This window comes from Paraclostridium sp. MRS3W1 (assembly GCF_032465715.1).
GTDB classification, from domain to species: Bacteria; Bacillota; Clostridia; order Peptostreptococcales; family Peptostreptococcaceae; genus Paraclostridium; species Paraclostridium dentum.
Map to the genome: position 1 here is coordinate 1 of NZ_JAWDJM010000144.1, position 20,554 is coordinate 20,554.

Genomic DNA, 20,554 nt, shown 5'->3' on the forward strand with positions numbered 1-20,554 from the left:
GTAAAGGGGATTTAAAAATGAATTACACAACTCAAATGGATGCTGCTAAAAAAGGAATTACTACAAAGGAAATGGAAATAGTAGCTAAAAAAGAAAATATGGATATAAAAATTCTAAAAAACTTAATTGCAAATGGACAAATAGTCATTCCAGCTAATAAAAATCATAAGTCTTTAAACCCTGAAGGTGTTGGGAAGAACCTAAGAACAAAAATTAATGTAAACTTGGGTATATCTAAGGATTGCTATGATATTGATGAAGAAATGAAAAAAGTTCAATTAGCTTTAGATATGAACGCTGAGGCTATAATGGATTTAAGCTCTTTTGGAAAAACTGAAGAATTCAGAAAAAAACTTATAGCTAATTCTAGTGCTATGATTGGAACGGTTCCAATTTATGACGCTGTTGGTTTTTATGATAAAGAGTTAAAAGATATTACAGCTAAAGAATTTTTAGATGTTGTTAAAAAACATGCAAAAGACGGTGTTGACTTTGTAACAATACACGCTGGTATAAATAAAGAAACTGCCGCTGTTTTTAAAAGAAATAAAAGACTTACAAATATAGTGTCAAGAGGTGGCTCTTTAATGTATGCATGGATGGAATTAAACAACAAAGAAAACCCTTTCTTTGAATATTTTGACGATCTGCTAGAAATTTGTAAAGAATACGATTTAACTTTAAGTCTTGGAGATGCATGTAGACCAGGTTCTATAAGAGATGCATCTGATGCATGTCAAATAAAAGAGTTAATGATTTTAGGTGAATTAACATTAAGAGCTTGGGATCAAAATGTTCAAGTTATTATAGAAGGTCCTGGACATATGTCTTTAGATGAAATCCAAGCAAATATGATTCTTGAGAAAAAACTTTGCCATGGCGCTCCATTTTATGTATTAGGTCCTATAGTCACAGATATTGCTCCAGGATATGATCATATAACAAGTGCTATTGGAGGAGCTTTAGCCTCTAGTTTTGGGGCAGACTTTTTGTGCTACGTTACTCCAGCAGAACATCTAAGACTACCTAATTTAGATGATGTTAAAGAAGGTATAATAGCAACTAAAATAGCTGCTCATTCTGGTGATATAGCCAAGAAAATACCTGGTGCTATTGATTGGGATAATAAAATGAGTAAAGCTAGACAAGAACTTGATTGGGACAAAATGTTTGCCCTTTGTATAGATCCTGAAAAAGCTAAAAGATATAGAAAAGAATCTACTCCTGAACATAACGATAGTTGTACTATGTGTGGAAAAATGTGTTCCATTCGAAATATGAATAAGATAATGCAAGGAAAAGACATTAACATATTAAGAGCAGATAACTAAAATGCAAGTTGACAGTATGGATAAATATAAAGAAGAATGTGGAGTTGTTGGTCTTTTTGCTACTAAGAAAGTTAATTTACATTCTTCTTTGTACTCGTCACTTATCACACTTCAACATCGAGGACAAGATAGTTGTGGAATAGCTTTTTCGGATAAAGATTCAATCAAATGTTATAAAGGGGTTGGATTGGTTAATGAAGTATTTTCTAGTGATATACCACCAAACTTAAATGGATATTTAGGAATAGGACATGTTCGTTATTCTACTTTTGGTGAAATTAATGAGCTTAACGCGCAACCTATTTTTGATAATAATTCAAATACTAATATAGCTTTAGCTCACAATGGAAATATTACTAATATTTTAAGATTAAAAAATGAATTAAAAGAATTTAATTTCAATACTACATCTGACTCAGAAGTAATATTAAAACTTATTGAAAAACATTACAAAAACTCTATTGAGGAGTCTTTATGCTCAGTAATAAAGAAATTAGATGGTGGTTTTTCATGCGTTTTACTTACAAAAAATGAGTTATTTGCATTTCGAGACCCAAATGGTATAAGGCCTCTTTGCATTGGTAAAATTAAAGATGACTATATAGTATGTTCTGAAAGTTGTGTTATAGATATTTTGGATGGGGAATTTGTAAGAGACATTTTACCTGGAGAAATTGTTAAAATAGATACTTTAGGAATAACAACTATTAACACTTCTAGCTTATGTAAATGTATGACGTGTTCTTTTGAGTATATTTATTTCTCTAGAGTTGATAGTTTTATTGATGGTGTTAATGTTTATAACACGAGATTTAAATCTGGTGTAACTTTATATAATGAACATCCTGTAGATGCAGATGTTGTAATAAGTGTTCCTGAGTCAGGTAATACAGCTGCTCTAGGTTTTTCTAAAGCTTCATCCATACCTATTACCACTGGGTTTGTTAAAAATAATTTTTTAGGTAGAAGTTTTATAAAACCTTCTCAATCTAAAAGATGTGAAACTGTAAGTTTGAAATTAAATGTTATTAAAGAAAACGTAAAAAATAAAAAAGTCGTAGTCGTAGATGACTCAATAATAAGAGGTACTACCTGTAAAAAAATAGTGTATCTTCTTAAAGCTGCAGGTGCAAAAGAAATTCATTATAGAGTTGCTTCACCTATAGTTACATCACCTTGTTGTTTAGGTATTAATACATCAAAATCTGAACTTCTAGCTTCAGCTATGAATTTAAATGAAATTGCAAATTTCATAGGGGCTGATAGCTTGGGGTATCTAAGTATATCAGGATTTTTAAATGTCCTTCCTAAAAACAAAACCGCATGCTTAAAATGTTTTTTATAGTTATATAAATAAAAAAGGAAGTAATTTAAATTACTTCCTTTTTAAAATTAATTAGCTATTAATTTTGCTACAGATACAATTACAATTAGATGTATTGGATAGAACCAATAAAACATCCATTTTACAAACTTATTGCTCAATCCTAACTTACCATTGTACATAAGTATAGGAATTATTGCAAATACCATCATCCACTGATAATCCCATAGTGTTGCTGCTTCTATAAAGTTTGGTCCAATAGCACTCGTCAAAACATATAATCCCATTGCAATGTATAATATAGACATAATAAGTTTTTTATCTCTAAAGAAATAAAATATCAATACCATAGCTACTCCAAATATAGATGACTCAGTAAATAACCCACCTATAACCATGAATACAATAGCTAGTAAAGCTCCTATTATTCTCTTAGTTAACTCATTTTCTTTATTTTTAGCTGTATCTATTCCTACAAGCATTACTAAAGCGCATCCTATTGATAAGAAAATGTTATTATCAATTCCAATTAAAAAATCTACACCAATCATCAATATTCCCATTGAAAAAACTCTAGTTATATATTTACTTCTACTTCTCGTATAGAAAAATCCTTCTACTATTAAATAAAAGAATATTGGTGATGCTAATTTACCTAAATATCCAAACCATATAGGAATATCAACACCAGCAGGGCTAAAATAAGTATATATATGATCCATCGCCATAAATATAATTGCCATAATTTTTAGTGTAAAGCTACTGAACTTTTGCATATTTTTTCTCCTTTGATTTCTACTTCATATATTCATTCATTTGTATATTCTTATATAAGATTATCACAAGTATATTTTTATTAATATTTATATATCTTTCATAAAGATTACATTTTTGAAAGAAAAAAAACATGTTGAAATATTCAACATGTTTTTCTTTATTAGTATTTATAAAATTGAAATATATTCAACTATATATGAATACATTTGATCCCCTAATGTTACATAGTAATATGTGGGAGTAAGATAATCAGATTCAAACAGTTTTTTTGCATCAGAATTGTTTTTACCTAATTGTCTTAATAAGTTTTGTTGTTGTCTCAAACTTATTATATAGCTATCAGCTATAAATTGAATTTGCTCCGAGAAATATATATCAGCAAAAGAATTTTTATAATTAACTCTATGATTTTCTAAGTCATTTCTTACTGAATTAAGCTCAGTTAAATATGCAATTATATACTGATTCGCACGTTGTAAACCATCTGAGTCTAAATCTGACTTAATATTAATTGTACTCATATTTTCCCTAATCCTTTTTAACTCTTCTAGTTCAGTAATTAGTTGTTCTTTTCCCTGCAAGTTTTCTACCTTTGGATAATATCTATCTTGTGCAAATGTAATATTTGAAGAAAAATGTGATATAAAAATACTAACCAAAACAATGATAAGTAACTTTTTAATCATATATATGTCTACTCGTTTATAAATGCTATTTATTTTAATATTGCCCAAAATTTATATGTATCATGCTTAAGGTTAAAGAATAAAGCACATCGATTTTTTATCAATGTGCTTTAATAACTTACAATGTTGGAGCTTGATTATTCATTGAATATCCATCATCCCTAACATCACTCATATCTATTGTTTCTTCTTTAATTTTAACCTTGCTAAGTTTTTTAACTGCTCCATAAGGCTCTTTTAAAGACAACTTATCTCCTCTACCAGATATAACCCATAAAATTTTATAACCTCTAGGAATTACTTGTAACCTATCTTCACCTTTCCCATCTGTAAAATATACTAATAGATTAAATTTTTTATTATTAGCATAGTTAAATACTGGTGAAAATTTAGTCCCTCCCCTTATTTTAAGCCTATCCTTTATATCTTTATAAGATTTAACTTTATAAGTTCTTTTAATTTCATTATCACATTCAATTATAGTAATTTCCTGATTATAGTTTTTAACTATATTTAGTACTTCCTTAATAGCTTGCTTAAATTCTTCATCGCTAATACTGCCACTTATATCAAGTGCTACTCCTATTTCTGCTTTATGACCTCTAAGTTCTCCTCTTAAATCCAATCTATTTGGCTGTCTTCGATTTCTTCTTGTTATAGTTTTCTTTTTATTACTTTCAACTGTTCCCATCAATTTTTTTAAATATAAATTCCAAGGCAATTCACCTTTACTATTTTTAAGAGCTGATATCATATCTTCTAAATAGTCTGGAAGTTTTCCTTTTTGAGCATTATTAGCAAATTTTTCAGTAAATTCTTTAAATGTTTTTTCATCTATATCTTCTGAATCCTCCCATATATCATGAGTATGTTCAGGGCTAAATTCAGTTTCAACATCTTCTCCTACATTACTATCATCCACTTCACCTTCATCATCTTGTTCCATCAAGTTAAGTTCAGTCTGAATATTTTCAACATAATATTCAAATGTTTCATATGGCTCAAGCTTCATAGAATATTTTACATTTACCGATTCTAAAGTTGTAGCATATGGAGGCAGGTTATTTAAAAACTTATTTACTACTATATCCATAGCCATGTTTATAGCTAATGTGCTATAATTCCCTTTTAATTTTTTCGCTCTTAGTAAATGCATTGATACTACGTGAAGAATTTCATGCTTTATTGTACTTTCCATTTGTCTCATATTAAGGTTTAAAAATATTAAAGGATTAAAATATATAATATACTTTGCGCCTTTAAAGTTAACAGCAGTAGGGCTACTTATATCAAATCTTATTTCTCTTCCCATTTGAAATAAAAAATATCCATAAAAGTTATCTTTATCTTCCATGATACTTAAGCTAACTTTATATACAAGTTTAAAAAATTCATTTTTAAAGTCTTTCGGTATATCTATCTCAAATGTTTCCCCTTTACGGTTAGCTTTTAACATAGAAAATTGATTAATTATTTCATTTGCTCTATAATAAAGACCTTCTGTTTGTTTAATAAAATAATTTTCCATACGCTATCCCCTTATTAAACTATAAGATTCAAAATATAGTTCTATAAATCTTTCATTTTCTATGGCTATTTTATATAATTCAGGATAACTACTCTTGATGTCTTTCATAATTCCAACCATTAAATCTATAGGATATAATTTTAAAAACTCAATTAATCTATCTATATAAACTTTTGAATCATTATTATATTTTATATTTAACTCTAGCTTTTTTAAAATATTCATAGCTGATAAGTACAATCTTGTATGACTTTCATTTTTTACTTTTTCTATAATTTCTGAATCTAATGTTTCTCCTAAAAAAATATCTTCATATGATACTAAAGGACTACAATCTGATTCAATGAAGCTTATAAATTCTTCAGCTATAACTTTTCCTACATTTCCTTTTATTACATTTAAAAATACAGATCTAGGTATTGAATCTTTTTGTTCTTTAAAAATCGTATAACTTTTAGAAACTCTCTCATAACTTCTAGGAGTTGATCTAACATCTTCATCATTTATCTTGTGCAAATATTCAGGGAAAGTAGATATAAATTCTATTACTTTATCTTCTATACCCTCTCTTATTGCCCAGTTTATCCACTGTGTATGGTCTGCTTCCATATTTAACCATACAAATCTATTTTCTTGAGCTGCATCCATGTCCACAACCTGATAATCAAAGTCTGAACCGTATTTACTTGATGGATTCATTGCAGCTAATATTTTAACTTCGTCATTTAACTTATATCCATTTATTTCTCTATTTAATATAAGATTCATAAGTTCTTGTTGTACTGTATGTTCACATCTATTTATCTCATCTATAAATAATAGAACATTTCGTCCTTTAGCTATTTCTTCATCAATTTCTCTTAATTTATTATGAACTGCATATATAGTAGTTTTCTTTTCTACATTTTCTCCATTTGAATTAAGCACTACATAAGATTCTACTGTTGGAAGACCTCCTATTTCACCTTCTTTAAGTAAGTTTCCATCTATAACAATTAAACTCCAATCATTTTCTTTAGCAATTTTTTTTGCTAATGCAGTTTTTCCTATTCCACTTTCTCCAACTACTAAAGGAACTTCCCCTGTAGCTAATACTAAATTAACACTCTTTAATGTATCTATAAAATTCATACTGTCTCTCTCCTAAATCATCTTTAATTTTTCATCTACAGCTATTTTTTTTGCTGTTTTACTTCCATATTTATAAATGAACATAATCTTATCCATTTTGAAATTTTCACTATTTCTATCTATAATATTACAATTTAAAAAGTCTCTTACATATTTATCTTCAACAGCTTCATTTGATAATACTTGTTTTAGAATTTCTTCTAATTCATATTCTGATATTTCTCTTGAAATATATTTTATAACTAAAATATTTATTTTTAAAAATGCTAACATTTTATCCTTGTCTAAATCTGTTATGAATGTAATAGCCGCTTCATTTTGTTTAATTGCTATAGATTGCGCTTCATAAGTAGGTGTATTTATATACTTTAATGCACCGTAATTTGCTTTTACTGCTTCTATCTGAGCATTTTCACAAGGATTTTTTATATATTTTATTGAATCATAATCTTTTTTAACTGCTAGTAACTGTAATTCTTCACTTGGATTTTTTATATATTGAATTGCCCATCCTGATTGATTTAAAGCTAATTTAAAAACTTTTTCTGTTGGATTTTTTATATAATCTAATAAGCTCCATCCAGAATTTATAGCTTTAATCATCATATCTTCACTTGGATTTTCTATATATTTAATTGCTCTAATATTATTATCTATAGCTGCTTCTTGAATTTCTATATTTGGATTTTTTATATGAGCTAGCACCAAACCATTTTTTTTAACTGCAAGCAACTTCATTTGCTCTGTTGGATTATTTATAGTTGATATAATATTAGGGTTATTATCTATCATTTTTAAAATTTTCGCTTCTTCCATATTATGCCTTTCCTTTATATGATTAATTTTATATATATTTATTTCTCATTATATTAATATACTTTTTTCACGAATTTAAACAGAATATTTGTACAAATTCAAAATAAAATTCCCTAAAGCTATATTAGCGTTAGGGAAAATGTTTGTAAATAAAATTTATTATATATATGTTTTTAATTTACTTATTATATTTAGTTTTTATTTTCCTTCGATTGCATCTATTGCATCAACTATAGCTCCTCTAAATCCTTTTTTCTCTAGTGTAGTTACTCCTAATATAGTAGTTCCACCAGGAGAACACACTGCATCTTTCATAGCTCCAGGATGTTCTCCTGTTTCTATTTGAAGTTTACCAGTTCCTAAAATCATCTGGCTAGCTAATTTATAAGATGCTTCACGTGTTAATCCGTGTTTAACTGCAGCATCTGATAATGCTTCTATAAACATACTTGCAAATGCAGGTCCACATCCACTAATCGTTCCTGCTATAGACAGTTGATTACTATCAACAAATTCTAACAGCGCTATTTTAGAAAATAGCTCTTCTACTAATTCACATTCTGACTCAGATAAAGAATGTTTGTTTTCAGCAACTATAATACCTTCTCCTATTGATACAGGTGTATTTGGTATTGTGCTTAAATGTGATGTTCCTGGAAGTAATAACTCTTCATATTTATCAAATGTATATCCTGCTGCTACAGAAATAACTATTTTATCCTTTAAATTTTCCTTTATAGGTTCAATTACTGATGGTATAACATTAGGTTTAACCGCAATAACAACTATGTCACTTTCATTTACTAATTCTTGAGATGTTTTACATGCATTCATACCATTTGCTTGAGTACTTTTACATAGATTATCCCAATTTCTTGCACAAGCATAAATTTGATTAGACTTAACAACGTTTTTTATAATAAGACCTTCTGCCAAAGCCTTTGCCATATTTCCAAAACCAATAAAACCTATTTTAGTATTTGCTATCATATCGTTCCTCCAAGTTGTATAGTATGTCTTTTATATTTATATCTGTATTTTAATATAATACCACAATCTATATTTTATTTTCCATTATGTATTCTGTGTATCCAGAGTCTTCATTTAATCCTTCTTCAATTATTTTAAATCCTTTTCTATTATAAAATTCTACTGATTTTTGGTTTTCTTTGTATACTGATAGAGTAAGCTTTTTGTATTTTTCAATCGAATAATCTATTAATTTACTTCCTATACCCATGCCTTGAAATTTTACATCAACAAATAACGCTCCTATAAATTCATTATTTATAATACTTATAAATCCTCTTATTTCTCCATCTTCTTCATATACAAAGGTATCTGCTATAGGCATATATGCATCTTTTACAACCTTATAATTACTTTCCCAGTATTCTCTGGATATAAAGTTATGGGCTCTCACAGTACTTTCTAGCCATATATCCATGAGTTTATCTATATCGGCATTTTTAAATTTTCTAATCATCTAATCTATCACTCCTTTCTATATTACTTATAGTTCAACTTTATCATTAATTATCAAACAAATAAATACATATTGATTTGTTTTGTATTAAACTATATAAATTTTGTGATAAAATGTACATTGTAGATTTATCCAAAGGAGGTTCATAATTGAATAAAATTAATACACTTAAAATAATAAAATTATCCTTAGGAAGTTCCTTAGCCATATTTATTGCTTGGTTATTAAATTTAGAATATTCAATGGTAGCTGGAGTTATAGTTTTGCTAACAGTAAAAAATACAAAAAAAGAAACACTTAAAGGTACTATTGGAAAAATATATGGATTTTTCCTATGCACAATTTTTTCATACTTATGTTTTAATACTTTAGGATACCATTTAGTTTCATTTTCAATATTTATATTTATAATTATATTTATTTGCTTTTTATTAAAAATTCAGGATGTTATAGCTATGTGCGTAGTTATTGCCTCTCATTACTTCATGAAAGGTGATATTTCTACTAGCTTAATTTTAAACGAAGCTGGAATATTTGTTATAGGTGCTGGAATAGGAGTTATTATAAATATGTATATTCCTACGAACATAAACAAAATCTATGAAGGTCAAAGACAGCTACAAAATGAAGTAAGTACTGTCCTTATAGATATCGCAGATATTATCGTAAATCCCAACAAAGAAAATAAATATACTTTTGATTTAAATACTCTAAATATGCTTATTAATAGCAGTATTTCTGAGGCTTATGACAATATTAATAATAGTTTATTAAGCGACACTAAGTTTTTTCTAGATCACATGGATATTATTAAAAGTCAGAGAGATATATTAGAAAACTTATATACTCATGTATCACAATTAAGTTGTACTCCTCCACAAGCACATATTCTATCTGCTTTTATACATAAAATCGGTCATGCTTCGTTTGAATCAGAAACTGTAAATCAACTTCTTGATGAGTTAAACAGGTTAATGATTAGTATGAAAAATGAACCACTACCGATAAATAGGAACGAGTTTGAAAATAGAGCTATTTTATTTTTATGTTTAACTGAATTAAAACAATTTTTAATTAATCGTAAACAAGCACAAACACTTAGAGATAGTAATTATTATAAACAATAAAAAATAGATTAAGCATTATATGCTTAATCTATTTTTTAATCTATACAATTTTAGTCATTTTTATCTAGCCATTTAGTTAAAACTTCTATGTATTTATCGTTTTCCTCAACAAAAGGCATATGTCTTGAATATTGGAACAATTCCCATTCACTATTAGGTATTTTATCGTACATAGTCTTTGCAATATATGGTGAGCATAAATCTCTAGACCCACTAGTTATTAAACAAGGTTCTTTTATTTCATCTAATCTATCTGTGAACTCATATCCAGAAAGAGTTCCTGTAGGCGAAAATTCATTTTGCCCCCATCCTACAACATATGCTTCAGAACCTGATTTCTTAGGTCTTCTTAAACACTCAGGATCATTTTCAGTTACCTTGCCTGCACAGTGCATTTCCATAAACTTATCTAGTGCATTGTTGTATTCATCGCTAGAATAATCTCCAGAATTTACTGCATCAAGTAATGCTTGTTGGTCAGCTTTGTTCATATATGAAATTCTTCTTTTTTGTTCTTCTTCCCACAGTTTTGCAGAAGAAAGCGTAGATGAAAGAATATATGATTTAATTCCCTTTGGTTTATACTCTATAGCATACCAAATAGCTTGCATTCCACCCCAAGATTGTCCTAATAAATGAATCTCTTCAAGACCTAAATGTTTTCTAAGTTCAATAAGCTCTTTTATCCAAGTATCAGCATTAAATAGTTCTGGATGCCCTTCTACAAATGAGTTTCCACATCCAATTTGGTCATACATTATTACTTGTCTACCAGTTTCAGCTACTTTGTCTAATACCTCAAAATAATTATGTGTAGAACCTGGCCCTCCATGAAGTAGCACTAATGGTTTCTTTCCTTGTGTTGATTCTCCTACTATACGATAGTAAGTTTTAAAACCTTCAAAAGGCATATATCCTTCAGTTATTTTCATGTTAATCCCCTCCAATTTGTCATTAAGAATAATAATAATTTCTTTTAGTAATACGTTTTCATATCCTATTCTTTTTCAATGTCCACTAAATGCACTATCACATTTTTATTTTCCTTTACAAATAGTATAACATATAATTTTCATAAGATTTTGTATAAAATATAAAACCTACTAAATTAATATTTTTTAAAATATTAATTTAGTAGGTTTTACTAAGAATTCTATCTATTTAATTAACTTTGTACTTAAGTCATATAAGCTTACTTTTTGTTATTCTCAACTTCATTATATTTCGAGTTCATAATTAATAAATCTACTCTTCTGTTAGTTGCTTTACCTTCATTTGTACTATTTTCAGCTTTTGGTCTATATTCTCCATATCCAGTAGCAGATAATCGCTCTGGTGATACACTTGCTTTATCAATTAAAATTTGCGCAACATTGCTAGCTCTCATTACAGATAAATCCCAGTTAGATTTGTACTCATTATTATGTACAGGAACAGAGTCTGTATGGCCTTCAACTTTTATAAAGTTATCGCTTCCCATAGATTGATTTATAATTTTACTAATTTTGATAAGCTTGTCAACTTGTTCTGGTCTTACTTCTGCTTTCCCGCTATCAAAAAATAATGAATCTTTAAAACTAATAACTAGTCCTCTTTTTTCTATAGTTGTACTTACACTATCTGAAAGGTTATTTTCTTTTAAGTATTTATCTATATTCTCTTTTACTTTTTTTAATTTTTCATTTTCAATTAGTCCATTTCCTACTTCTCCACCCATTTTACTACCAGTGTCTGCAATAGCGCTACCATCTCCCATTGCCTGATTTAAAGCTGTTGTTAATTTTTCGTACTTTCCTTTATCTATACTACTCATGGCATACATTATTATAAAGAAAATCATTAATAAGGTTATAAAATCTGCATAAGAAAGCAACCAACGTTCATGGTTTTCATGTTCTTGTTCCTCTTCTTCATACATTTTTCTTTTATGCACTTTGTTGTTCCTCCTTATTCAACTCACTATTTTGAGTCCCAAAATACCTATTTTCTAATTTAGTTTGATCTTTTGTATTTAGAAATCCTTTAAGTGTGTCTCTTAAAGTTGTTGGGCTTACATTATCTTGAATCAATGAAATAGCTTCTATTATGATAAACTTCTCAAGTTGTTCATCTTTAGCCAAATTTTTAAGTCTAGTTGCTATTGGAAGAAATATTAAGTTTGCACTACCAAGACCATAAAGTGTTGCTAAGAATGCAGCAGATATACTTCCTCCTAATGCGTTCATATCTGCTTTAGCTAATCCTCCAAGAACATGAACCAATCCTAACACAGTACCAACTATACCCATAGTAGGTGCTGTTCCTCCTGCTGAGTCAAATATAGATGCTCCTGTTTTATGTCTCTTAGAGCTCATTGCAGCTTCTATTTCTAGCATATTTCTAATATCTTCAGGCTTAACACCGTCAACCGCTGATTGAAGTCCCTTTTTAATAAAAGGATTCATATTTTCATCTTCCTGTAATTCTTCTTCAAGTCCTAAAAAACCATCTTTTCTTACCTTGTGTAATACATGGTCAAAATAAAAAATTAATTCAATTAAATCTGTTGATTTTCTAGTAAACGCTACACGTAAAATACTCCCTATATTTTTTAACTGTTTTAAAGTGAAAGATGTTCCTAAAGATCCAAATGTTCCTCCAAAAACAATTACAAATGAAGTCCATGAAATAAGTGCTGTTGCATGACCTCCTTCACCTATAAACCCTAATATTAAAGCACCAAAACCTAGTATTAAAAAAATTAATCCAGACATAATTTGTTATTCCTCCTTTTTCATCATAAATTAAGAGTTTTGCCCTCATTTATTAATTATATTTTCGGCTTTTTTTATAATATATTAAGTAAAGTTTTTGTTAAGTTTTTACATAATTTTAACTTAATACTTTTTATAAATTAAATATTTTTTAATTTTTTATATAAAATGATATAATTTTTATATAATACTAAAAAGTTTAGCTTAGGAGATTTACATTATGAAAAATGAAATTAAAAATAACAATAATTGTATTGAATATGGTTGGAATGAATCTTTGATTTTAGACAAGATTCAAGAGCTTTTAGATGTTCAAAGTATAGATGATTTAGAACTTGATGAGTATACAATTGAAAATTTAAAAAATAAATTAATCCAAAATGTTTCTTTTGAAGAAATAACTCAATCTGGTTATATAATTGCTAAAAATGTGAAAGAACTAAGTGTACTTCCACAAGAGGGAGTAAAAGATTACATTTTACGATTAAAAAACTATTTAAATAATTCTAATCTAAATTGCATTAAAGCCGAGTTTCAAGGAATCGAATTTGAAGTTTATAAAACTTATTCTATTGATGACGCTTTTAAAGAGTATTATTCAAAATATGATGAAGCTTATGGTATATCTCAAATGCTTTCAGATTTAGGATTAAAAAAATAATTTTATTTATTAAAATCTAAATCATTATTTTCTTTAACTTTTTCTTCAATTCAAAAAAATAGATCCTTCAGGGTAAACTTTTTATTATTTACTGTGTAGGATCTATTTTTTGATTATTCAATTTTAAATTACCTATATATTATTAAATTTTTTTAATCTATAAATAAATACACAATATTACTTTGAGAATACATCTGTTTTAATGTGCCTGATACATCATAATAATAGTAAGCCTGACTAAAATTATATATAGGATTAAATAAATTACTAATAACTTTGGCTTTAAATTGAATTATAACCGCTTGACCTTGGTTGATATTTCCTAAGTTTATACCACATGATATATTTTGGCATGATGCCTTGCATCCATTTATATATAAACTGCCGTATATATACTGTAAATTTGATGGCAATGAATTTGACACGGTTACATTTTTAAGTGTTATTACTCCTGTATTTTTTACTTTTATATCAAATTTTACTGTACCAAATACTTCAGAATTTGTAGGACATATTAATTGAGTTAATACTAATTTAGATCCTGTAACAGAAAGAGTGTTATTTGAAATTGCTTCTAATATCAAGGTTGATTTAGATCCTCCTTCCACCTGTAAAAACTCCATATTTATTGTGCTCGTATTTTTATAATTTTCTAGGGTATCTACTCCTTTAACTGTTATATATACTGACTTTTTCATACCACTTGTAGTCGGTCCTAAGTTGATTCCTTCTACTAAATCTCCATATATAATTTTTTCATCCATTTTTATTTCCATTACTTGCAATTGACCTGGTAATACATCTACCAATTTAGTAGATATAGAGTCTAACTCTCCACTATTTAATATTTCAATAGTGTAAATAGCCGTTTCTCCTATTTTTATTGAGGTCTTACTACATGTTTTAGATACGGATATCTCTGGATTGACAACACTTACTTTGATTATAACTTCCACTGTAATTGATGCTGATATAGTTATTCTAGGATTAGCTTCTTTTATAACATTTTTAACTTCTCTTTCAGTTAAAATTGTAGGCTTATTATAGTCATAAGTCGCAGTTATTTCAGTTGATATTGTTCCATTTGGAGGAACACTAATTATTTTAACATCAAAATTTATTACTGTTGTTTGCCCAACATTTAAACTTCCTATATTTACACCATCTACTATGTTTCCAGCTGTAGGAATTCCATTTATTTTCAAATTATTCATATACTGTAGATTAGGGTCTAGAGGGTCGGTTACAATGATGTTATCTAAAAATATTTTACCATTATTTGTTACATTTATAGTATAAGTCAAAATTTCACCTACAACTGCATTAGGTTTATTTATATCCGCAGTAATAGCTAAACTTGTTATCGTAAACCTAATAGAAACTTCGTTAGATTCTTCTGTTTTATTAGTTATAATTCTTCCATATGGTGGAATATAATCAAATGTTACACTTACTATATTACTAATTTCTGTTTCAACTGTAGCCAATACCTTGCATTTATATGTCACAACCTTAGTATGGCCTATCTTAACTGAACCTATTTGAATTCCATTTACTGGAGAAACACCCACAGGCTGATTAACCCCATCTATAGTAACACTTCCATCTATAAAACTTAGCTCAGGTGGAATTGTATCTTTTACAACTGCATTTAATATATCTATATTTCCTATATTAGATATATTAATAGTATAAGTTACAATGTCATTTGCTCTTACAATTGACTTATCACTTGATAGTACTACACCTATATCATAAGTTCTAGTAATAACTGCTTGTAAAGTAAGTAATGCCCATATAGTTGACATCATTTGTTCTCTTTGATAAAAGTCGTTAGGGTTCGCCTTGAATGAACCATCTGAATTTTGTTGTTCTAATAAAACATTTGTAACGTCATTAGCGTAATCTATTTCTTTAAACGGAGATATTGTCTGATCAATTTTATCAAATCCATATCCCGTCAATCCACTCATAAGCGCATATGTTGCTTGATAATTAGCAACAGGACTCGAATTCCATCCTGGATTTAAAGAATAAGCTGGCTCATCCCAATTGTTAGCTATATAGTCTGTTGCTAATAAAACACTACTATCTACTTGAGAGCGATTTAAGAAATTCATTTCTAATAGTAGATTTCCTGTTTTTAAAATATCTAAATTTTCTTCTGGGTTACTATATCCAGAACCACCATTATTGTTTTGTATATAATCAACCCAATCACTAAACTTATCAATTGTATTGCCATCTACTTGCAAGTTGAATTTATATAAAGGGTTTGTAGCAAGTAAAAAACCTAATCCAACATATCCTGATACATAATTATTAGCTATGTCATCATAATTATTTATGCTATATCCCCATCCACCATTAAACTCCTGCGAATATTCTAAATAATTAATCATATATTGGGCTACACTTTTATAAGACATTCATTTTATAAAATTAGGCCCATTATTTATTACTTGATCTGGAGATTGACTTGCACATATAGCAGCTAATACAACACCCGTTGTATAATTTATATTTCCATCTTCCTCATAATAAATACCATGATTATTTTGATTTGCATTTAAAAATAAGTATTCAAGTGCACCAACTAAATTATTATAATATTTATACGACACATCTAATGGATAAATCCCCTGACTTATTGCGTATTGCTCTAGTTCTAATACTACTAAAGCAGTATTTAAAATTGGATATGAAGTACCAAAAGACTTATCTTGATTTTGATTAAGTACAACCCATCCCAATCCTAGATCTATCCTCTGTTTTACTAAATTTTGATCAATCATATTATTGTATCACTCCTATAAAATGTCATATTTACATAAAAAATGTCATACAATATATAATTACTTTATGACTTTGCATTTAATCTTGTTACATAATAAAAATCATGTGTTTAATTGATAATAACCATATATTGTTTTATTAATTTCTCTAAGTCAAAATTACTATCGCAATATGACTTTCCCCAATCGGATATTTCTTTGTATTTGCCTGGGTTTTCTAACAGATATCTTATACTACTTTCAATGCTTAATTTTTCAATTTTATGGTTAAATCCATGATCTCCAAAGTAAGTATCTAAGATTTCATTATTATTTTCAAAACTAAATATTCCTAAATAATCTTTTATCCCAGTGCAAATTATTGGTTTTGAAAAATTTAATGCTTCAATTGCTACTCTTCCAGTTCCAACTACTATATCGCTTATTCCATAATAAGCATTTATGTTGTAAATGTTGCCTATTGTTATTATTTTATTTTTTTTGTATTCACAATTTATTTGATTTGCATAAAAATCAATTGATTTTTTCTTTACTCCGTTTCCTGCTATTAATATATATATATTATCTTTAAGTAAATTTTTTGCTTGATGTATCAAATTTTCAGCTAACCTTCCTTTGCTAAAACTAAGTCTGCTACAATACAAAATTACCTTAGCATCAACTGGAATCCCTAGTTTACATTTTAAATTATTATTTTGAATTATTTCATCACCTTTTTTAATTTTAATTCCATTATAAATTAATGATACTTTATCCATGTCATTTCCATAGACACTACCACATACTAATTGTTCTACGGGTTTGCTAACTGCTATTATATGTTTTGCTCTTTTACATGCGTATAATAGTAGCTCTTTAGAATAGTAAAGTCCATGAATTGTTATTATATAAGGCATATTTGTTAAATCATATAATTTTCTTGCAAGAATCATACTTTCTAAGCCATGGCAGTGTATCAAATCTATTTTATATAGATTTACGAATTTTTTTAACCTTTCAATTCTAGATTCATATTCATATTTACCTATAATTTTAAAATTAATTTTACCTTTATATATACTATTAATTTTACTTTCATTTAAAGTTGCAATTATTGTTTTTATATTAGCTTTATTTAAACTCTCACATAGTGTAAGCACATGAGTTTCTGTTCCTCCAAAACCAAACTGATCTAGTAGCATAAGTATGTTCATAAAACCACCTTTTTTTATATTTAAGTATCAAATTTTTTAAAATAATATACTATATAGTATATTGTCTAATTAAGTTAATGTTTCGATATTATTCCAATAGACTACTAAGGAGGTTTATTTCTATGAAATTCAGTAGAATTGATGGTTTGGTTAGTATAGTTATTTCAAACTATAATAATGAAAACTATATACTAGAATGCTTAAATTCTATACTTAATCAATCTTATGAAAATATAGAAATTATTATTGTCGATGATAAATCAACAGATAATAGTGTATCAAAAATCAAAAATTGGATAAGAAAAAATAAAAATTCTTTTAAAAATGATAATTATATAAAGCTAATAGAACTACCTAAAAATGTAGGTTTCTCCGGTGCCGTAACATATGGACTATTTTTAGCTCAAGGCGAATATATAGCAATGCATGATGGAGATGATAAATCTCATAAAGATAGAATAAAAAAACAAGTCAGTTTTTTAAATGAGCATAAAGAAATAAGTGCTGTTGGTACTAATTATGCAACTTTTAATAATGACGATCCTACACCAATATCTGAGCCAACTGGTATAGAATTTGGTGTAGATAATATAAAAGACGTATACTCAACAGGTCTTAACTGCGTTTGCCATGGTTCTTTATTGATTAAAGGGAGCGTATTTGATAGTATAGGTGGCCTTTCTAGAAAACTTGAAGGTGCCGAAGACTATGAATTTATCACAAAACTGCTGCCCTTTGGAATAGATAATATAGATGAAGAGCTATATTATTATAGATTACATGAAAATCAACGTTCGAAAATATATTACGATATAAATAAATTTGCTATAGACGAAAAAGATTTAAAAGTTTTAATGGTATTAGATAGTCTAAATATAGGTGGAACTGAAACTCATGTGTATAGTCTTATTAAAGAGTTTTTAGACAGGGGTATAAAAGTTTGCTTATTAGCAGATCATGGCCCTTATTCATCTGAATTTCTTAAATTAGGATGTACAATTTATAATATAGATTTCCCACTTTATGTAATAAAGGATTCAGCAACTGAAAGTAGATACAAAAATAAAATAAAGCAGATAATCTTGGCTGAAAATATAAATATAATTCATGCCCATCAATCACCTTCTGGAGCATTATGTATAGATATAGGCAAAGAACTTGAAATTCCATGTATTTTTACCGTTCATGGACTTTACTATTACGATATTTTATATGACAGACTTAATTTATCTGACTCTGTAATAAGTGTTAGCCAACCTACTTATGATTGGCTACTTGAATATAACGTACAATCAACTGTAATTCCAAATTCTATAGATTTTGATAATTATGTTTCTAAGTCTCCTAATTTATCTATAAAAGAAGAACTTGGTATTGATGAAGATGCATTTACTATAGTTTATTGCTCTAGAATTGCTTGGAGTAAAACAAGGGTTGCTGAAAATTTATTAAGGGTTTGTCGTGACCTAGTACGTATTGAAAATCTAAATCTACATCTAATTATAGTTGGTGATGGTCCTGACTTTAACCAATTAGTTGGTATCGCAAATAGAACTAATGCTTTATTAGGAAAAAAATGTATACATCTAGTTGGTGGTAAAACAAATGTGGTTGATTATTATCTTAATGCTGATTGTATAGTAGGAACAGGTCGTGTGGCAATTGAAGCTTTTGCTTGTAAAAAGCCTGTTATTGCATCTGGTAATAATGGTTATTTCGGTATCCTTAGCAATGATAATATTGAAAGTGCATGGAGAGTTTATTTTGGTGACCATAAATCTATAAAGTCTAATAATGCTTCATTCCTATATAACGATATTAAGTATGTATATGAAAATAAAGATAGACTTTCTGAATATGCTGAATCTTGCTATGACTGGGCTAGAAATTTCTTCGATATAAAATCTAATACAGATAGATTGATACGTGTTTACATGAATTCGCTTAAAAACTTTCATTAAAATGGAGCTGGTTAAATGAAAAAATTATTATATATTGGGTGGCTTGGACAAAACAACATAGGCGATGAACTTATGTGGGATATATTCTTAGATTTATGTGAAAAACATGGTGTCTCTGAAAAATATAAAATAGTAAACAATTTTGAAGATAGTGATTTAAATAATTTGCCTACCTATGATGTTGTTGTACTAGGAGGTGGATCACTTTTACTTCCAGGCTATATAGAAATACTTTACAGAAGTTTTCAATCTGGCTCTAAAATATTCATTTGGGGAAGTGGATATGATTGGGCTGAAAAAGATTATATAGTATCCCTAATGGAAGAAAATACTCCTGCATATTTATTCCCTGATGATGGTGAGATTATTTTACAAGAAATAATACCTAATTGTGAATTTGTAGGCGTTAGAGGTCCTTTAACCTATAATTTAATAAAAAAATCATTTGTTGATATTAGTAATTTAATAATTTCTGGTGATCCAGGATTTGCTTTACAAGAAAAACCTCTAGTAGATTATATGCCTATAACCACATTAGACCCAGCAGATAAAATTGTTGCTGTAAACTGGGGTTCTAGTTTGAATAAGATTTATGGTAATGATGAAGATAGTGTATCTGATGAACTTTCAAAAGTATGCGATTATTTAATAGACAATGGATATACAGTTTATCTATATATCATGTGGGAACAAGACTTAAAGCCTTTTTTAGATTTTTATAAAAAAATTAAACCTAGTGATAATTTAATTGTTGATACAAATATATATAGTGGTGGTCAATTAATGAGTTTATTAAAAAGATGTGAATTTTCTATAAATTTCAAACTTCACGGAAATATAACATCTGCTGTCGCAAATACACCTTTTATTTGTTTAGGCTATAGATTTAAGTGCTTTGACTTCGTTAAATCTATTGATTGTGATAAACTTATCGTACCTACAGATTCAAAAAATTTATATGATGATATTCTAGATTGTATAAGTT

General features: G+C 27.9%; 19 protein-coding genes. 6 read left to right on the forward strand and 13 right to left on the reverse strand.

Going from position 1 to position 20,554, the window contains the following annotated elements:
• Positions 1 to 17 precede the first annotated feature (17 nt).
• On the forward strand, positions 18 to 1,331 hold the full coding sequence (thiC, locus tag RWY47_RS11420) for a phosphomethylpyrimidine synthase ThiC (protein WP_150842942.1): 1,314 nt from the start codon (positions 18 to 20) through the stop codon (positions 1,329 to 1,331).
• A 1-nt stretch (position 1,332) separates the two neighbouring features.
• Entirely contained in the window at positions 1,333 to 2,676 is a 1,344-nt protein-coding gene (gene purF, locus RWY47_RS11425) for an amidophosphoribosyltransferase (RefSeq protein WP_316030336.1), read from the forward strand.
• Between the two features lie 47 nt (positions 2,677 to 2,723).
• Here purF and RWY47_RS11430 read toward each other — a convergent pair whose 3' ends face one another.
• The 7 genes from RWY47_RS11430 to RWY47_RS11460 form a co-directional block, all read right to left on the reverse strand.
• On the reverse strand, positions 2,724 to 3,431 hold the full coding sequence (locus RWY47_RS11430) for a TraX family protein (protein ID WP_150842944.1): 708 nt from the start codon (positions 3,429 to 3,431) through the stop codon (positions 2,724 to 2,726).
• 168 nt (positions 3,432 to 3,599) lie between these two features.
• Positions 3,600 to 4,118, reverse strand: a complete 519-nt coding sequence (locus RWY47_RS11435) for a hypothetical protein (RefSeq protein ID WP_150887480.1) — start codon at positions 4,116 to 4,118, stop codon at positions 3,600 to 3,602.
• 118 nt (positions 4,119 to 4,236) lie between these two features.
• A complete protein-coding gene (locus RWY47_RS11440; RefSeq protein ID WP_224170229.1) occupies positions 4,237 to 5,646 on the reverse strand; it encodes a vWA domain-containing protein in 1,410 nt (469 codons plus the stop codon).
• 3 nt (positions 5,647 to 5,649) lie between these two features.
• Entirely contained in the window at positions 5,650 to 6,777 is a 1,128-nt protein-coding gene (locus RWY47_RS11445; RefSeq protein ID WP_224170228.1) for an ATP-binding protein, read from the reverse strand.
• Between the two features lie 12 nt (positions 6,778 to 6,789).
• Positions 6,790 to 7,593 carry a hypothetical protein gene (locus RWY47_RS11450; RefSeq protein WP_224170227.1) on the reverse strand — a complete coding sequence of 268 codons (804 nt, stop codon included), beginning with the start codon at positions 7,591 to 7,593 and terminating at the stop codon, positions 6,790 to 6,792.
• 198 nt (positions 7,594 to 7,791) lie between these two features.
• The gene (proC, locus tag RWY47_RS11455) at positions 7,792 to 8,583 is read right to left on the reverse strand and encodes a pyrroline-5-carboxylate reductase (RefSeq protein WP_150842948.1); all 792 of its coding nucleotides are present in this window, start codon (positions 8,581 to 8,583) and stop codon (positions 7,792 to 7,794) included.
• Between the two features lie 67 nt (positions 8,584 to 8,650).
• Positions 8,651 to 9,079 carry an N-acetyltransferase gene (locus tag RWY47_RS11460; protein WP_021431284.1) on the reverse strand — a complete coding sequence of 143 codons (429 nt, stop codon included), beginning with the start codon at positions 9,077 to 9,079 and terminating at the stop codon, positions 8,651 to 8,653.
• Positions 9,080 to 9,228: 149 nt separating this feature from the next.
• Between RWY47_RS11460 and RWY47_RS11465 the strand changes: the two genes are divergently transcribed.
• Positions 9,229 to 10,206, forward strand: a complete 978-nt coding sequence (locus tag RWY47_RS11465; protein ID WP_224170226.1) for an aromatic acid exporter family protein — start codon at positions 9,229 to 9,231, stop codon at positions 10,204 to 10,206.
• 50 nt (positions 10,207 to 10,256) lie between these two features.
• Here RWY47_RS11465 and pepI read toward each other — a convergent pair whose 3' ends face one another.
• From pepI to RWY47_RS11480, 3 genes are all read right to left on the reverse strand, one after another.
• Complete coding sequence (pepI, locus tag RWY47_RS11470) at positions 10,257 to 11,138, reverse strand: proline iminopeptidase (RefSeq protein WP_021431286.1); 882 nt, start codon at positions 11,136 to 11,138, stop codon at positions 10,257 to 10,259.
• Between the two features lie 260 nt (positions 11,139 to 11,398).
• Positions 11,399 to 12,139, reverse strand: a complete 741-nt coding sequence (locus RWY47_RS11475; RefSeq protein WP_316030337.1) for an OmpA/MotB family protein — start codon at positions 12,137 to 12,139, stop codon at positions 11,399 to 11,401.
• Positions 12,132 to 12,959: a motility protein A gene (locus tag RWY47_RS11480; protein WP_021431288.1), complete on the reverse strand. Its 828-nt coding sequence runs from the start codon at positions 12,957 to 12,959 to the stop codon at positions 12,132 to 12,134. The genes RWY47_RS11475 and RWY47_RS11480 overlap by 8 nt, the downstream gene beginning before the upstream one ends.
• Before the next feature lie 220 nt (positions 12,960 to 13,179).
• Between RWY47_RS11480 and RWY47_RS11485 the strand changes: the two genes are divergently transcribed.
• Positions 13,180 to 13,620, forward strand: a complete 441-nt coding sequence (locus RWY47_RS11485; RefSeq protein ID WP_224170225.1) for a hypothetical protein — start codon at positions 13,180 to 13,182, stop codon at positions 13,618 to 13,620.
• A gap of 152 nt (positions 13,621 to 13,772) precedes the next feature.
• Here the strand turns inward: RWY47_RS11485 and RWY47_RS11490 are convergent, their stop codons facing one another.
• The 3 genes from RWY47_RS11490 to RWY47_RS11500 form a co-directional block, all read right to left on the reverse strand.
• Positions 13,773 to 16,022 carry a DUF11 domain-containing protein gene (locus tag RWY47_RS11490; protein WP_224170224.1) on the reverse strand — a complete coding sequence of 750 codons (2,250 nt, stop codon included), beginning with the start codon at positions 16,020 to 16,022 and terminating at the stop codon, positions 13,773 to 13,775.
• 27 nt (positions 16,023 to 16,049) lie between these two features.
• Positions 16,050 to 16,415 carry a hypothetical protein gene (locus RWY47_RS11495; RefSeq protein WP_224170223.1) on the reverse strand — a complete coding sequence of 122 codons (366 nt, stop codon included), beginning with the start codon at positions 16,413 to 16,415 and terminating at the stop codon, positions 16,050 to 16,052.
• Between the two features lie 110 nt (positions 16,416 to 16,525).
• Positions 16,526 to 17,608, reverse strand: coding sequence for a glycosyltransferase (locus RWY47_RS11500; RefSeq protein WP_150842953.1), 1,083 nt, complete (start codon positions 17,606 to 17,608; stop codon positions 16,526 to 16,528).
• Between the two features lie 122 nt (positions 17,609 to 17,730).
• On the opposite strand from RWY47_RS11500, the gene RWY47_RS11505 reads away from it, so the two are divergent.
• Together RWY47_RS11505 and RWY47_RS11510 are read left to right on the forward strand one after the other, a co-directional pair.
• Complete coding sequence (locus RWY47_RS11505) at positions 17,731 to 19,569, forward strand: glycosyltransferase (RefSeq protein WP_168932281.1); 1,839 nt, start codon at positions 17,731 to 17,733, stop codon at positions 19,567 to 19,569.
• A 15-nt stretch (positions 19,570 to 19,584) separates the two neighbouring features.
• Positions 19,585 to 20,554: polysaccharide pyruvyl transferase family protein (locus RWY47_RS11510; protein WP_316030338.1), on the forward strand; the 970-nt coding region annotated here is incomplete at its 3' end.

What these genes read in the sequence shown, in the direction of transcription:
- thiC (WP_150842942.1), top strand. Translation starts at nt 18, where the DNA reads ATGAATTACACAACTCAAATGGATGCTGCTAAAAAAGGAATTACTACA.
- purF (WP_316030336.1), top strand. Translation starts at nt 1,333, where the DNA reads ATGCAAGTTGACAGTATGGATAAATATAAAGAAGAATGTGGAGTTGTT.
- RWY47_RS11430 (WP_150842944.1), bottom strand. Translation starts at nt 3,431, where the DNA reads ATGCAAAAGTTCAGTAGCTTTACACTAAAAATTATGGCAATTATATTT.
- RWY47_RS11435 (WP_150887480.1), bottom strand. Translation starts at nt 4,118, where the DNA reads ATGATTAAAAAGTTACTTATCATTGTTTTGGTTAGTATTTTTATATCA.
- RWY47_RS11440 (WP_224170229.1), bottom strand. Translation starts at nt 5,646, where the DNA reads ATGGAAAATTATTTTATTAAACAAACAGAAGGTCTTTATTATAGAGCA.
- RWY47_RS11445 (WP_224170228.1), bottom strand. Translation starts at nt 6,777, where the DNA reads ATGAATTTTATAGATACATTAAAGAGTGTTAATTTAGTATTAGCTACA.
- RWY47_RS11450 (WP_224170227.1), bottom strand. Translation starts at nt 7,593, where the DNA reads ATGGAAGAAGCGAAAATTTTAAAAATGATAGATAATAACCCTAATATT.
- proC (WP_150842948.1), bottom strand. Translation starts at nt 8,583, where the DNA reads ATGATAGCAAATACTAAAATAGGTTTTATTGGTTTTGGAAATATGGCA.
- RWY47_RS11460 (WP_021431284.1), bottom strand. Translation starts at nt 9,079, where the DNA reads ATGATTAGAAAATTTAAAAATGCCGATATAGATAAACTCATGGATATA.
- pepI (WP_021431286.1), bottom strand. Translation starts at nt 11,138, where the DNA reads ATGAAAATAACTGAAGGATATATGCCTTTTGAAGGTTTTAAAACTTAC.
- RWY47_RS11480 (WP_021431288.1), bottom strand. Translation starts at nt 12,959, where the DNA reads ATGTCTGGATTAATTTTTTTAATACTAGGTTTTGGTGCTTTAATATTA.
- RWY47_RS11485 (WP_224170225.1), top strand. Translation starts at nt 13,180, where the DNA reads ATGAAAAATGAAATTAAAAATAACAATAATTGTATTGAATATGGTTGG.
- RWY47_RS11490 (WP_224170224.1), bottom strand. Translation starts at nt 16,022, where the DNA reads ATGATTAATTATTTAGAATATTCGCAGGAGTTTAATGGTGGATGGGGA.
- RWY47_RS11495 (WP_224170223.1), bottom strand. Translation starts at nt 16,415, where the DNA reads ATGATTGATCAAAATTTAGTAAAACAGAGGATAGATCTAGGATTGGGA.
- RWY47_RS11500 (WP_150842953.1), bottom strand. Translation starts at nt 17,608, where the DNA reads ATGAACATACTTATGCTACTAGATCAGTTTGGTTTTGGAGGAACAGAA.
- RWY47_RS11505 (WP_168932281.1), top strand. Translation starts at nt 17,731, where the DNA reads ATGAAATTCAGTAGAATTGATGGTTTGGTTAGTATAGTTATTTCAAAC.